At 57.6% G+C, this 13790-nt stretch carries 14 protein-coding genes; 12 read left to right on the plus strand and 2 right to left on the minus strand.

Annotated features, from left to right (window positions below):
* The first annotated feature begins 288 nt into the window (after nt 1–288).
* The gene (locus tag ACSEXW_RS24250) at nt 289–1068 is read left to right on the plus strand and encodes a DODA-type extradiol aromatic ring-opening family dioxygenase (protein ID WP_438448772.1); all 780 of its coding nucleotides are present in this window, start codon (nt 289–291) and stop codon (nt 1066–1068) included.
* A gap of 67 nt (nt 1069–1135) precedes the next feature.
* Here ACSEXW_RS24250 and ACSEXW_RS24255 read toward each other — a convergent pair whose 3' ends face one another.
* Nucleotides 1136–1363, minus strand: a complete 228-nt coding sequence (locus ACSEXW_RS24255; RefSeq protein WP_438448773.1) for a hypothetical protein — start codon at nt 1361–1363, stop codon at nt 1136–1138.
* A gap of 477 nt (nt 1364–1840) precedes the next feature.
* On the opposite strand from ACSEXW_RS24255, the gene ACSEXW_RS24260 reads away from it, so the two are divergent.
* From ACSEXW_RS24260 to ACSEXW_RS24310, 11 genes are all read left to right on the plus strand, one after another.
* Complete coding sequence (locus tag ACSEXW_RS24260; protein WP_438448774.1) at nt 1841–2269, plus strand: Fur family transcriptional regulator; 429 nt, start codon at nt 1841–1843, stop codon at nt 2267–2269.
* The gene (gene yidD / locus ACSEXW_RS24265; RefSeq protein ID WP_438448775.1) at nt 2266–2496 is read left to right on the plus strand and encodes a membrane protein insertion efficiency factor YidD; all 231 of its coding nucleotides are present in this window, start codon (nt 2266–2268) and stop codon (nt 2494–2496) included. The genes ACSEXW_RS24260 and yidD overlap by 4 nt, the downstream gene beginning before the upstream one ends.
* Nucleotides 2497–2908: 412 nt before the next feature.
* A complete protein-coding gene (gene metG / locus ACSEXW_RS24270) occupies nt 2909–4891 on the plus strand; it encodes a methionine--tRNA ligase (protein WP_438448776.1) in 1983 nt (660 codons plus the stop codon).
* A 124-nt stretch (nt 4892–5015) separates the two neighbouring features.
* Nucleotides 5016–5261 (plus strand): hypothetical protein, encoded by a 246-nt coding sequence (locus ACSEXW_RS24275; RefSeq protein ID WP_438448777.1) that lies wholly within the window; start codon nt 5016–5018, stop codon nt 5259–5261.
* The gene (locus tag ACSEXW_RS24280; protein WP_438448778.1) at nt 5258–6796 is read left to right on the plus strand and encodes a spore germination protein; all 1539 of its coding nucleotides are present in this window, start codon (nt 5258–5260) and stop codon (nt 6794–6796) included. The genes ACSEXW_RS24275 and ACSEXW_RS24280 overlap by 4 nt, the downstream gene beginning before the upstream one ends.
* A gap of 37 nt (nt 6797–6833) precedes the next feature.
* Nucleotides 6834–7937, plus strand: a complete 1104-nt coding sequence (locus ACSEXW_RS24285; protein ID WP_438448779.1) for a GerAB/ArcD/ProY family transporter — start codon at nt 6834–6836, stop codon at nt 7935–7937.
* Nucleotides 7934–9145, plus strand: coding sequence for a Ger(x)C family spore germination protein (locus ACSEXW_RS24290; protein WP_438448780.1), 1212 nt, complete (start codon nt 7934–7936; stop codon nt 9143–9145). The genes ACSEXW_RS24285 and ACSEXW_RS24290 overlap by 4 nt, the downstream gene beginning before the upstream one ends.
* Nucleotides 9146–9325: 180 nt before the next feature.
* Complete coding sequence (locus ACSEXW_RS24295) at nt 9326–10318, plus strand: metal ABC transporter substrate-binding protein (protein ID WP_438448781.1); 993 nt, start codon at nt 9326–9328, stop codon at nt 10316–10318.
* A 49-nt stretch (nt 10319–10367) separates the two neighbouring features.
* Entirely contained in the window at nt 10368–11153 is a 786-nt protein-coding gene (locus tag ACSEXW_RS24300; RefSeq protein WP_438448782.1) for a metal ABC transporter ATP-binding protein, read from the plus strand.
* 12 nt (nt 11154–11165) lie between these two features.
* Nucleotides 11166–11972: a metal ABC transporter permease gene (locus ACSEXW_RS24305; protein WP_438448783.1), complete on the plus strand. Its 807-nt coding sequence runs from the start codon at nt 11166–11168 to the stop codon at nt 11970–11972.
* A 36-nt stretch (nt 11973–12008) separates the two neighbouring features.
* Entirely contained in the window at nt 12009–12725 is a 717-nt protein-coding gene (locus tag ACSEXW_RS24310; protein WP_438448784.1) for a cytochrome c biogenesis CcdA family protein, read from the plus strand.
* Here ACSEXW_RS24310 and splB read toward each other — a convergent pair whose 3' ends face one another.
* On the minus strand, nt 12726–13787 hold the full coding sequence (splB, locus tag ACSEXW_RS24315) for a spore photoproduct lyase (protein ID WP_438448785.1): 1062 nt from the start codon (nt 13785–13787) through the stop codon (nt 12726–12728).
* Nucleotides 13788–13790: the final 3 nt, after the last annotated feature.

Consider the following 13790-nt stretch of genomic DNA (forward strand, 5'->3'; position numbering starts at 1 on the left):
GCAGGTAACGAGGCCCCTTTTCAGGGGCTCGCCCGTGAACCCACGCGGTTGGCAGCCATTTCAGAGCGCCTTTAGGCGCCGGCTAGTAACATGCCCTTATAGGGCTAATGGAAGCCACCGGCTAAGCCGGTGGTTATGACTTGCGGCCAATCGGGTAATTCGGTGAACAATAGGGGGGATAGACGTGCGGGTGGTGGAATGGAAATGCAATTGACACCAAGTTGCTGAAAGTATTATACTAACTAACATAAAGTAACTTAATGATTAATGTGAAGGGGTTGAACCAAGATGATATCTCCCTTGTTTATCGCCCACGGCTCTCCGATGATGGCTGTGGAGCATAACGAAGTCACCCGTTTCCTGGAAGAGCTGGGCCGTCATGTTCGGCCTAAGGCCATCGTCATTTTTACCGCCCATTGGGAGGAGGAGACGCTGTCGGTCTCTTCGCCGGACGGAGCGTTCGATACGATCTATGATTTCGGAGGCTTCCCGCCTGAGCTGTACGCGATTCGGTATCCGGCTCCCGGAGACCCCGCGTTGGCCGCCCGCGTGGCCGAGCTGCTCAAGGGGAAGGGCATCGAAGTCCGAATGAAGGACCGGGGGCTGGACCACGGCTCATGGGTTCCCTTGTCCCGCATGTACCCGGAGGCGGATATTCCCGTGGTCCAGCTCTCCGTTAATCCGCACTTGGCCCCCGAAGAGCAGTACCGGATCGGGGAAGCGCTGAGAGAGCTGGGACAAGAGGATATTCTGGTGATGGGCAGCGGAGTAACCGTCCACAATCTCCGCAAAGTCCGCTGGGGGATGCCCCGCGACAGCGCGCCGGAGGCTTGGGCGGTTGCCTTCGACGACTGGCTGATCGGGAAGCTGGAGGAGCGCAATTGGAAGGACCTGTTCCGTTATGAGGAGCTGGCTCCCCATGCCAAGGACGCGGTGCCGCGGGAGGAGCACTTCGTGCCCTTGTTCCTGGCGGCCGGCAGCGCCCAGCCGGAAGGCCGGACGGAGGTCATTCACCGGAGCTATGAGATGGGAACGCTCAGCTACCTGAGCCTGAGTTTTGGAGCTTGAAGATGTGAAAGGCTGTCCTCTTGATAGGACAGCCTTTTTACGTGGGATGTGCCCTTGGAGCCGGCGGCTACCGGGCTTGCTGCTCGAAGGTTTTCTCCAGCTGCAGGGCGAACTCCATAAATTGTTCGAAGCGCCGGATTCCGATTCCCTCCAGGTAGAACTCGCACAGCTCCTGGAACTCCCGGCTCCGGAACATCCGGTACATGGACAACCGGCGGGGGCCGCCGGACGTGTGCCGGAGAAGCCGCTTCCGCAATTGAATCTGACCCGCAGTCTTATACGCTGACGCTCGCATGTCTTGACCTCCCATAAGCTGCTGATTTCCAGTTTGGACAAGGGGAGGCCGCTCCATACCAGCTGAGGGTGAGGAAGCGTTTTAGTGAAGTTGGTGAGAATAATTATCAGTTAATAGCGCAATGCCGGATTCACAGATTTTTCAAGTCTTCGCAGGAAAATTTGCCGGATCGGATAAAAGAAATTGACATTCGTTTGGGAATCAGGTAATCTAATGTCTGTAAGTGATAATCATTATCAGTCACTGAGCAGCGATGCATTTGAAGCTTCAGCATTACCTTTGTTTCCATTGTTTTCCCCATATAGTTATCCTCACTTGAACCGCCCGCATGAAGGGATTCGGCATGGTCCGTCCCGGTATGCCGGGCGGCCTTTTTTTTCTATAGACAAGCCTGCCCGCTCTTGGATTGACGCGCCGGCCGATTATGGTGCATGATGGTGGAAGAGAGTATGCATATAGACGGAGGCGCTTCCCAAGTTGAAAGCGGAACAGATTATCGAAGCCATGTCCAAGCAGGGCATGCGCATAACGGACCAGAGGCGTTCCCTGGCGGCCTTGTTCGCCAAGGCGGACGGCTATCTGACGCCCAAGGACGTATACGACCATATGGGCAAGATCTATTCGGGGCTCAGCTTCGACACCGTGTACCGGAATCTGCGCGTCATGCATGAGATGGGCGTGCTGGAGCAGTTCGTCTTCGAGGACGGCATCAAGTTCCGGGTACACTGCCAGGAGAAGGAGCACCATCACCATATCATCTGCATGCAGTGCTTGAAAACGTACCCATTGGTCTATTGTCCCATGGAGCAGGCCGGTGAACTGCCAGACGGCTTCGAGGCCGTGAAGCACAAGTTCGAGGTGTATGGCTACTGCAAGGACTGCAAGCCGGCGGAGGAGGCAAGATGAAGAGGGTGGCTCAGGCGCCGGTCCGGTTCTACCGGAAGTTCCTGTCTCCGCTGAAGCCGCCGACCTGCCGGTTCTACCCGACGTGCTCCCAATATGCCCTGGAGGCCATAGAGGTCCACGGCGCGCTGAAGGGCTCCATTCTGTCGGCGGTCCGGATCTGCAAGTGCCACCCGTTCCATCCGGGGGGCATCGACGAGGTGCCTCCCAAGGGAAGGTGGAAGCCTTGACACCGCCGGGCTTTTTCGCTATATTGTGGATAATTGTATGACAACCTTCGGTGAAGGGATAAGTACGGAGAACGAGCCTGCTTCAGAGAGCCGGGAATGGTGGGAGCCGGTGCAGGGGCGCTTCGGAAGATGGTCCTGGAGAACCTGTTTTCGAGCCGCTGCTTGGCATTGCGCCGCACGGTAAGGGAACGGCGCGGATTCCGGCGTTAACGGAAGACAGCGGATTCCGCTTGGACGCACAACTCCGGTTGCCCGTCTCGAGTACGGCCCGCTGGCAGAGCCCCGATCGCCGCAAGGCCGGGGGAACCTGGGTGGTACCACGTGAGCAGACTCTCGTCCCAAGACGGACGGGGGTTTTTTTGTTTGTCCAAGAGACGGTCTGGCGGTTTGAACCCAAGGAGGAGCTGAAGCGATGAGCACGAATGGAAAGAAGACCTTTTACATCACGACCCCGATCTATTACCCCAGCGACAAGCTGCATATCGGACACGCCTACACGACGGTGGCGGGGGATGCCATGGCCCGATACAAGCGGCTGCGCGGCTTTGACGTCCGCTATCTGACCGGTACGGACGAGCATGGCCAGAAGATCGAGCAGAAGGCGAAGGAGAAGGGCGTGTCGCCCAAGGATTTCGTCGACGGCATCGTAACGGGCATCAAGGACCTGTGGAAGAAGCTGGACATCTCGTACGACGACTTCATCCGGACGACGGATGAGCGGCACAAGGCAGCCGTCCAGAAGATCTTCGCCCAGCTTCTCGAGCAGGGGGACATCTACCGCGACACCTATGAGGGCTGGTACTGCGTGCCCTGCGAATCCTACATCCTGGAGCGCCAGCTGGTGAACGGCAATTGTCCGGACTGCAACCGTCCCGTGGAAAAAGTGAAGGAAGACAGCTATTTCTTCCGCATGAGCAAATACGCGGACCGGCTGCTCGAATATTACGAGCAGAATCCGGAGTTCATCCAGCCGGAGTCCCGGAAGAACGAGATGATCAACAATTTCATCAAGCCCGGACTGGAGGACCTGTCCGTCTCCCGCAGCAGCTTCGAATGGGGCGTCAAGGTGCCCGGCGATCCGAAGCACGTCATCTATGTATGGATCGACGCCCTGTCCAACTATATCTCCGCCCTGGGCTACGGCTCGGAGGATGAGTCCTTGTACCGGAATTACTGGCCGGCGGATGTCCATCTGGTCGGCAAGGAGATCGTCCGATTCCATACCATCTACTGGCCCATCATGCTGATGGCGCTGGGCCTGCCCCTGCCGAAGAAGGTGTTCGGCCACGGTTGGCTTCTCATGAAGGACGGCAAAATGTCCAAGTCCAAGGGCAATGTGGTGGACCCCGTGACCCTGATCGACCGCTATGGTCTGGATGCGCTCCGCTATTACCTGCTGCGCGAGGTGCCCTTCGGCTCCGACGGCACGTTCACCCCAGAGAGCTTCGTGGAGCGGGTCAACTCCGATCTGGCCAACGACCTGGGCAATCTGCTGAACCGGACCGTCGCCATGATCGATAAGTACTTCGGCGGAGAGCTGCCGGCTTATGTGGAAGGCGCCACGCCTTATGACGCTCTCCTCCGCGAGACGGCCGCCAACACGGTGGCCAAAGCCGAAGAAGCGCTGGAGTCCATGGAATTCTCCGTGGCCTTGACTGCCATCACCGCTCTGGTGAGCCGCACCAACAAGTATATCGACGAGACCGCGCCTTGGGCTCTGGCCAAGGACGAGAGCAACCGGGCCGTGCTGGGCTCCGTCATGTACCACCTGGCGGAGAGCCTGCGGATCGTCTCCGTGCTGCTGCAGCCGTTCCTGACGCTGACCCCGTCCAAGATCTGGGCTCAGCTCGGCATTGCTGCCGGGGACTTGACCGCATGGGAAAGCACCGCCGTCTTCGGCCTGTTGAAGCCGGGCACCCGCCTGGTGAAAGGCGATCCAATCTTCCCGCGTCTGGACGCCGAAGCCGAGACCGCCTACATTACCCAGGCGATGAGCGGCGGTACTGCTCCGGCAGCCGCTCCGGCTCCTGCTGCACCGGCCGCCAAGTCCGAGGCACCGGCTGCTGAAGCTGCGGAAATCTCCATCGACGATTTCTTCAAGGTGGAGCTGCGCGTGGCACAGGTAACGGCGGCGGAGCCGGTGAAGGGGGCGGATAAGCTGCTGAAGCTGCAGTTGGACCTCGGCAGCGAGACCCGCCAAGTCGTCTCAGGCATCGCCAAGTTCTACACCCCGGAGCAGATGGTGGGCCGCAAGGTCATCTGCGTCACCAATCTAAAGCCGGTGAAGCTGCGCGGCGAGCTGTCCCAAGGGATGATTCTGGCAGCCTCCCAGGGGGATCAGCTGACGTTGGCTACCGTAGCCGAGGACATTCCGGTCGGTTCCATCGTCAAATAATGGAAGAGAATTTCAGATGAGTCCCTCCTTCGAGGGGCTCTTTTCCTTTTTCTCCTGTTCTTACGCATAAAGGAGGCGGCTTGCGGCTCACACTACTCATCAAAAAGGAAAAGGGTGGGGCTCCATGAAGATCCTGAAGCTTGTATTCCTGCTCGGGCTGCTGGCTGCCTTTTTTCCATACGCAGTGAAGGATCGGGAGAGCGGGGCCAAGCCTGACCGCAAGAAGGAAAAGAGGGCGTACCTTGTTCTGGCCACGGCAGGACTTAGCCTTGGCATCATGGATTATTTGGATTGGCTTCCGTTGATTGCCCGGTGGATGGACCGGGCGATGGAGGTTCTCTTCCAGGCTACAGGCGGTACGTCGGTATGAGATGGTGGACGAAGCAGCCGAAGCCCTCCAAGTCGAACAATCCGAACACGGTGGAAGCATTGGAGAATTTCCCGGACGGCGAGATCGGTACCTCGCTCGATGAGACCTTGCAGTATTTCGGTTCCGTACTGAAGCTTGCGTCGGACTTGGTCGTGAAGCGGACCGTCCTGCAGGTGGAGGGAGGGCGCACCGTTCCCGCCGCCGTCTTGTACATCGACGGTCTGGCGGATAAGCAGATCGTCCACCAGTTCATCCTCCAATCGATGGCGGAACGGGTGATGCCTGATTCCGGTATGGATACGTTGGAGAAGAGGATCGTCGCCACCAATATCAAGCGCTACCGGTCCATCGCCAGACTGCTGCATGCTCTCCTCTACAGCAGTACGCTGATCTTCGTAGACGGACAGCCGGAGGGTCTGGCGGTGTCTACGGAAGGATGGGAGCACCGCAAGGTCGGCGAAACCATCGTGGAGCCGATCGTCCGTGGTCCCCAGGATGCCTTCAACGAGGTGCTGCGGGTGAATACGGCGCTGATCCGCCGGCGGATCAAGGATCCGGGTTTGGCGGTGGAGGGACTACAGATCGGCACGAGGAGTCTGACGGACATCTCCATCCTGTATCTGAAGCATGTGGCCCATCCTTCCATCGTGAAGGAGGTCCGCCGCCGGCTGCAAGCCATCAAGGTGGATTCGGTCATGGAAGGGGGAGAGATCGAGGAGTATCTGGAGGACAATCCATTCTCTCCCTTTCCCCAGCTGATGTTCAGTGAACGGGTGGATAAGACGGTGGCGGCCATCATGGAAGGCAAGGTGGCGGTGCTGGTGGACGGCACGCCCTATGCGATGTCCATGCCGGGCACCTTCTCCTCCTTTCTCTACTCGCCGGAGGACTATTACGGCAAATTCATGACCTCCACCTTCATCCGCTGGATCCGGCTCCTGGCCCTCATGATCGCGCTGTTCCTGCCGTCGGTCTTCATCGCGCTGGTGAACTTCCATCAGGAGATGCTCCCGAGCCAGCTGATGCTCTCCATTGCAGCCAATCGGGTCGGCGTCCCGTTTCCCGTCCTGGTGGAGGCCCTGCTCATGGAGACCAGCTTCGAGCTGCTGCGGGAGGCCAGCCTTCGTCTGCCCGGCAATATGGGACAGACCATTGGCATCGTCGGTGCGCTGGTCATCGGTCAATCCGCCGTGGAGGCGGGACTGGTGGGGCCGGTGCTGACCATCATCGTCTCCTTTACGGCCATCGGCTCCTTCGTCATTCCGAGCTATAACACCTCCGTGACGATCCGGCTGCTGCGCTTCCCCATCATGTTCATGGCGGCCACCTTCGGCATCTTCGGACTGGTGTTCAGCTTCGCTGCCATTCTGATTCACTTGATATCCTTGCGCCCTCTCGGAGTGGGATATATGGAGCCCTTCCGTCCGTCCCGCTGGGAGAACCTGGACGATTCCGTCTTCCTGAAGAAGCCTTCCTTCATGCTTCGATTCCGGCAGGAATATATCCGTCCCCTGGACAGACAGCGCAGATCCTAGACGTTAGCTACAGAAATGATGGAACGGAGGCGGCAACATGGATCTGGGCAAACTGACCCAGAAGCAGCTGATCGTGTTATCGATCTTCTATGTGTTCGGAACCTTGTTCATCTCGCTGCCCCGTATCTTGTCCGAGCAGTCCTTGCATACGGGCTGGCTCAGCATTCTGCTGGCCATGGTCCTCTTCGCCGGCTACAGCGTAGTCTTCGGGAAGGTTCTGCAGAACCAGGGGGAGAAGGACTTCATCGCTTATTTGCACGGGCTGTTCGGCAAGCGGCTGGGGCCGGTCCTGACACTGCTTCTTTTTCTGCTTCCGACCCTGTTGTATTCCGCCTTTGTCGTACGACTGGTAATCGAGCTCTTCGTGACGCTGATTCTTCCAGAAACCCCCTTAGAGGCCATGCTCGTGTTGGTCTTGCTGCTGAGATACTGGATGGTGTCCGGAGGGGTGGCCGCCATCGGCTTGTTCGCCGAGATCATCTTGCCGATGGCGCTCGTAATCTTAAGCCTGATCTTCTTCATGTCTGGCAATAAGGTGGATCTGTCCCGCATCACCCCCTTGTTTGATTCGGGGATGTCAGGATTGCTTCGTGGCAGTATGGCGGTATATTCCTCTTATCTGGAGATAGGCATTCTGCTCTATGCCGCCAACCGGATCAGGAATCCGAAGCATACGGTACGCTCCCTGCACATCGTGAACGGAACGGTGGGAGTCCTGTTTTTGAGCGTATATTGGCTGTGCCTGGGCAACTTCGGGGTGGCGTTCTCCTCCCGGCTCTCCTTTCCAACTATTGAGATGGTCCGGAACATCAGTCTGTTCAATTTCATCGAGCATATCGAGAGCGTCTTCCTGGCCGTATTCGTCTTCGTCAACCTGACGAAGGGAGCCTTGACCATGTATGCCTGCTGCGTCGGCCTTCAGAGCTGGTTCAAGCTGGAGAGCTACCGTCCGTTAATGCTGCCGATCTCGATCATCATCTTCTATCTGGCACTTCTCCCGCAAAATCTGCTCCAAGCCGTGTTCCGCTTCGAGCAATTCAAAGCCTTGACTTATCCGGTATACGGGACCGTCACGATCCTGGTGCTGTACGGTCTGGCCCGCCTCAAGGCGAGCCGATCCTCGGGAGGCGGTTCGCCATGATCCGGACGCTGTCCGTGTCGGCTCTGATCCTGCTGCTGCTGACAGGCTGCTGGAACCGGAGGGAGCCGGAGCAGGTAGATTACGTGGTAGCCGTCGGCATCGACATCGCGGAGGACGGGAAGCTGGCATTGACCATCCAGAGTCCGACGCTGGAGGCCATGAAGCCGAGAGGAGCAGGACAGGAGGAAAAGGTGAAGACGATCAGCGTCAAGGGGGAGACGGCCTTCCAAGCGATCCGGAACTATATCCGGGCAGCGGGGCGGAAGCTCTTCTGGGGCCATACCCAGATCTACGTCCTGGGCGAAGAGGCGGCTAAGGCAGGCGTGGAGAAATATCTGGATTTCTTCTCCATGGATCCGGAGCTTCGCGGCACCTCCCAGATCGCCGTCGTGAAGGGCAAGGCGAAGGATGTGATGGAGAGCAAGACGCAGTTCACGTCCATCCCGGCGAATTATTTGGCAGAGCTGATCAAAAATTCGGTTATGGTCGGGAATGCGGCGAATGTCAACTTTGCGGATTTCAACCGGATGCTGGCGGAGCCGGCCGGTGGACAGCCCTACCTGCCGGTCATGAAGCTGATGGAGCAGAGTGAATATGACAAGAAGGTAGCGGGGATCAAATCCCCCAGCTCCAGCGGTCCGGAACAGAGTCCCATCGTCTACACGGAAGGGACTGCGGTATTCCGGGATTCCAAGCTGACGGGCTTTCTGAATGAGAGGGAAACCCGGGGGCTCCTGTGGGCGAATCAGATGCTCAAGTCGACCATCGTTGCGGTGCCCAGCGGCGACGGGAACAGCCGTATTTCCCTGGAGCTCATCGGAGGACTCAAGAGCCGGAAAGAGGTTTCCATAGAGGGCGGCAGAGCGCACTTGAAGCTGTATATCAAGGCGAATGTCAATATCGGGGACCGCAACAGCAGCTTCGAGCATACGGACGACGAGCTGTTAGTCCGTCTGGAGGAAGGCTTCGCCAAGATCGTCCGGGAAGAGGTGGAAGCCGCCTATTCCAAGGCATCGGTGAAGCTGCACAGCGATATTATGGGCTTCGGCAATGCGTTGGCAGACCAGAATCCCAAACTGTGGAAGCAGGTAAAGGGCGATTGGGAGGAGGAGCTTCTCCCGGACGCCAAGCTGGAGGTTAAAGTGGAGGGGACGATACGCCGGACCTCCCGGACCCTGTATTCTCCATGGGCCAAGGGAACGGAGTAGCCGTCAGACGTCTGTCCCGGCGGTATGTCGGCAGGATGGGCCTTGCACGTCTTTGTGGAGACGGTGCAAGGTTTTTTTGCGAGTACGGGTTGACAGGGCTGGGCCTGGATTTTATAATCAAGACCGTAATAATAAGGATTACGATTTACCACTTTATAACAAATAATAACCGAAGGACAGGTGGTCCCTTTGAAATCAACATTCCGCACGGCTGTATGGACGGCCGCAACCGTCATTCTGAGCTCCTCGCTGCTGGCCGGCTGCGGCGGCTCCCAAATCCAGCTGACCGAAGGCAAGATCAACGTCGTCACCAGTTTTTATCCGCTGTATGACTTCACCCAGAAGATCGGAGGAGGGCAGGTTCATGTGGTTAATGCCGTCCCATCCGGTGTAGAGCCCCACGATTGGACACCGAAGAGCAAGGACATCTCCCGGATTAATCAAGCGGATCTGTTCATCTATCAAGGTGCCGGCTTCGAGGGTTGGGTGGATGAGCTTCTCGAGAGCAAGAAGAAGGATGCCAAGGTGCTGGTGGTGGAGGCCAGCGCAGGCGCAGCCCTTCTTCCGGCGGATCATGCGGAGGAGAAGAAGCATGAGGAGAAGAAGCAAGACGAGAAGAAGCACGACGAGAAGGAGCACGGCCACGAATCCGGCTACGACCCGCACTCCTGGCTCAGCATCTCCAATGCTAAGAAGATGGCGGAGAACGTGAAGAACGGTCTCGTTCAAGTGGATTCCGCCCACCAGGCTGACTATGAGGCGAATTACAAGCAGCTGCTGGCCCGTCTCGACCAACTGGACCAGAAGTACAAGACCGAGCTGTCGAAGGTGCCGAACAAGTCCATCGTCGTCTCCCACGATTCCTTCGCTTATCTGTGCAAGGATTACGGTTTGACCCAGATGCCCATCATGGGATTGACGGCGGATTCGGAGCCGACGGCCCAGGATATGAAGGAGATCAACGATTTCGTCAAGAAGAACGGGGTCAAGTACATCTTCTTCGAGGAGCTGGTCTCCGACAAGCTGGCGAAGACGCTGGCCAAGGATGCGAAGACCGAGACCCTGGTCCTGAACCCGCTGGAAGGGCTGACGGATGCCCAAACGAAGGCCGGTGACGATTATTTCTCCATCATGGAGAACAATTTGCAAAATCTTGTGAAAGCTTTACAATAAAGGTTGCCGCGCAATGCGCGTCAGTTGTGAGTTTAAAGGAGACGTACCGATGAATCCGCTTCAGGAGACGCCGGGTCACTGCCACGAGCCCGTGGTGACGCTATCGAACGTGACCTTTTCCTATGAGAATAAGAATGTGATCCAGGATTTGAACTTTCAGGTGCTTCAGAGAGACTTCGTCGGTCTTGTAGGCCGGAACGGCGCCGGCAAGACAACGCTGCTCCGCATGATCGTCGGTCTCTTGAAGCCCACCTCAGGGGAGGTCCGTCTGTTCGGGCAGCCCCATTCCTCCTTTAACGGTTGGGACCGCATCGGCTACGTGCCGCAGAAGAATGCCTTCAACCCCCTCTTTCCGGCCACGGTCCGGGAGGTGGTGCTCTCGGGTCTATACGGGAGGAAGAAGCTGTTCAAGCGGATCACCCGGCAGGACCATCAGAAGTGTGCGGACGCGCTGGAGGTCATGGGAATCGAGGATCTGCAGGACCGCCGGATCGGACAGCTGTCGGGCGGTCAGCAGCAGCGGGTATTCCTGGCCCGGGCGCTGATCAACAATCCGGAGCTGCTCATTCTTGACGAGCCGACGGTAGGCATCGATGCGGAGACACAGGAAGGCTTCTTCCGGCTGATCCGGCATATGCACCAGCATCATGCCATTACGTTTCTGATGGTATCCCATGATATCGATATGCTGGAGGATTACATCGGCACCGGTCCGGTGGAGACCTCGGGCAAGCTGAAATTTTACGTCAAGCATACCCATGATCCGCAGAATTGCGCGGAAACGAGCCTTACGCATTCGCTGAAGGGTCTCCGGGAACAAATCGAGGCGTGGTAAGGAGAGAGCGGTGTGGATATTTTCACGGAATTATTTTTTCAGAGGGCGCTGATCGGAGGCATTCTCATCGGCATAACCGCCCCCCTGCTCGGCATATTCCTGGTATTGCGGAGATTGTCCATGATCGGGGATACGCTTTCCCACGTTTCTATTGCGGGTGTGGCGCTGGGGTTCATCATTCACGTCTATCCGGTCGCCATGGGGCTGATCTTCGCCCTGCTGGCGTCCTTCGCCATTGAGAAGCTGCGCCGAACCTACCGGACCTATGCGGAGCTCTCCATCGCCATCATCATGTCCGGAGGGGTAGCCTTGGCTGCCTTCCTGTTCACAATGGGCAAGAACTTCAACCTGAATGTGACCAGCTACATGTTCGGCAGCATTCTGACCTTGGACACTCTCGATCTATGGCTGGTTGCCGCCGTGACCGTAATGGTCGCCGTATTCATGCTGTTGAACCATAAGGAGGTCTTCCTGCTGGCGTTCGATGAGGATGCTGCGGGCATCAGTGGCCTGCCGGTTCGCCTCTATAACATCATCATCACCATGCTCACGGCCTTGGTCATCAGCGTTGCCATCAAGATCGTCGGCGCGCTCCTGGTATCCGCGCTCATCACGATCCCGGTGGCCAGCAGTCTGATGGTGGCCCGGAGCTTCCGCGGCGCCGTATGGGCCGCCGTCGTGTATTCGGAGATTGGCGTCATCGGCGGACTCTGCCTGGCAGGGGTAGGCAATTATGCGCCGGGCGCATCCGTCGTACTGCTCTTGATCGCCATGCTGATCCTGACCCTCTTGGTCAAAAGGGGCTTGAAGGTCGTCTAATCCATACCATCGATGGAAGGAAGGGAGGAAGCGAAGATGAAGGACGTCACCCTATGGATGGCATTGTTTGCAGGGATCGCTTCCTTTATATCACCCTGCTGCCTGCCGTTGTATCCATCCTACCTCTCCTATATGACCGGGATCTCCGTAGGAGAGCTAAGGGCTTCGAATCACAACACCCGGTCCGTCCGGTTTAAGACACTTTTCCACTCCATCTTTTTCGCCTTGGGCTTCTCTTCGGTGTTCTTCGTCCTGGCTTGGGGGGCTGGACAGCTTCCCGATGCCTTCGCCGGCCACAAGGATCTGATCCGGCAGCTGGCGGCCTTGTTGATTCTCGTCATGGGGCTGTTCATGCTGGGCATCTTCCAGCCGCAATTCCTCATGAAGGAATGGAAGTGGCGTTCGGGATTGAAGCGGGCGGGATATGCCGGCACCTTCCTGATCGGCGTCGGTTTCGCCGCGGGCTGGTCGCCTTGCGTCGGACCCATTCTCTCCGCCATACTGGCTCTGTCCGCCATGGAACAAGGGGCTTGGCTGCCTCTTATTACGATGTATTCCCTGGGGTTCGCCATTCCGTTCATCGTATTGGGCTTCTTCATCGGCTCCACCAAGTGGATCCTGCGTTATTCCAGCCTGCTGATGAAGGCAGGGGGGGCGGTGATGATCGTGATCGCCGTGCTGCTGTACACGGACCGGATGACGCGCATCACCATCTGGTTCAACGCCCATACCCCCAGCTGGCTTCAATTCTGACTACGTAAAATAATCGATGGACGATTGCGGAAACTTCTCGAAGATCTGCTCCGTGATGAATTCCCGAAGGGCGGTTGCCTGCTCGTCGGGATAAACGTACTTTCCTTGTCCCCATCGGCCCCACTTATACTTCCGCTTCGCCTCGTCCATCTCCAGCTTGGTCTTCGGATAACGCTCCAGAATGACCCGCTTGGAGGTCTTCGTGAACCGGTGCTGGATCAACTCGAAGGTCATGGTTTTCTCCGCTTCCGGAGGTACCGTGGCCTTCAGCTTGTTCAGAAGCTCTGCGTAGCCTTCTTCCCATCCCTCGAACCAGATGATCGGCGCAATGATGAAGCCCAATGGGTAGCCGGCACGGGCAATCTTGCCCGCGGCTTCAATGCGGTCAAGGAAGCTGGAGGTGGCGGGCTCGAAGTTCTTGATGACGTAGTCGGCGTTCACGCTAAACCGGATCCGGGTGTTCCCGTTATGCTCAACGTTCAAGAGCGGCTCCACGTGGTGGAACTTGGTCACGAACCGGAGCCGGCCCAGCGGCTGCTTGGCCATGAAGGCAATGGCCTCCTGCAGTGACCCTGTAATGTGCTCCAAGCCGACGGGATCGGAGGTACAGGCTGCCTCGAATCGGGTGATCTCCGGAGCCCGTTCGTCCAGATATCCCTGGGCGGCGTTCAGAATATCATCCATGTTCACGTAGACCCGGATATACGGCTTGGCTCCTAACGTCGTCTGAAGATAACAATAATGGCAGTGGGCCATGCAGCCCGTAGCGATCGGGATGGCGTACTCGGCGCTCGGCATGGATTGGTCGAACTTCAAGGTCTTCCGGATGCCTACCACCAGGGTTCGCTTGGCGATCCGGTATTTTTCCAGCTCCGATTCGCCCGGCAGATTGGTGATCCGGTTATGAGAGGAGGTCATGCGGATGGGCAGGCCGTTCTGCTCGGCCCACTCCATGATTTTCTGGCCCTTGGGGTAATTCAACGCATCAGGTTCAAAGTAGACCAGCTCGGGAATGAACGTCTGAAGCCCAGGGGCTGGACGTGTTAACAGCTCGGTAGCCATGGT

Source organism: Oryzibacillus soli (genome assembly GCF_051594765.1).
GTDB lineage: Bacteria > Bacillota > Bacilli > Paenibacillales > NBRC-103111 > Paenibacillus_AR.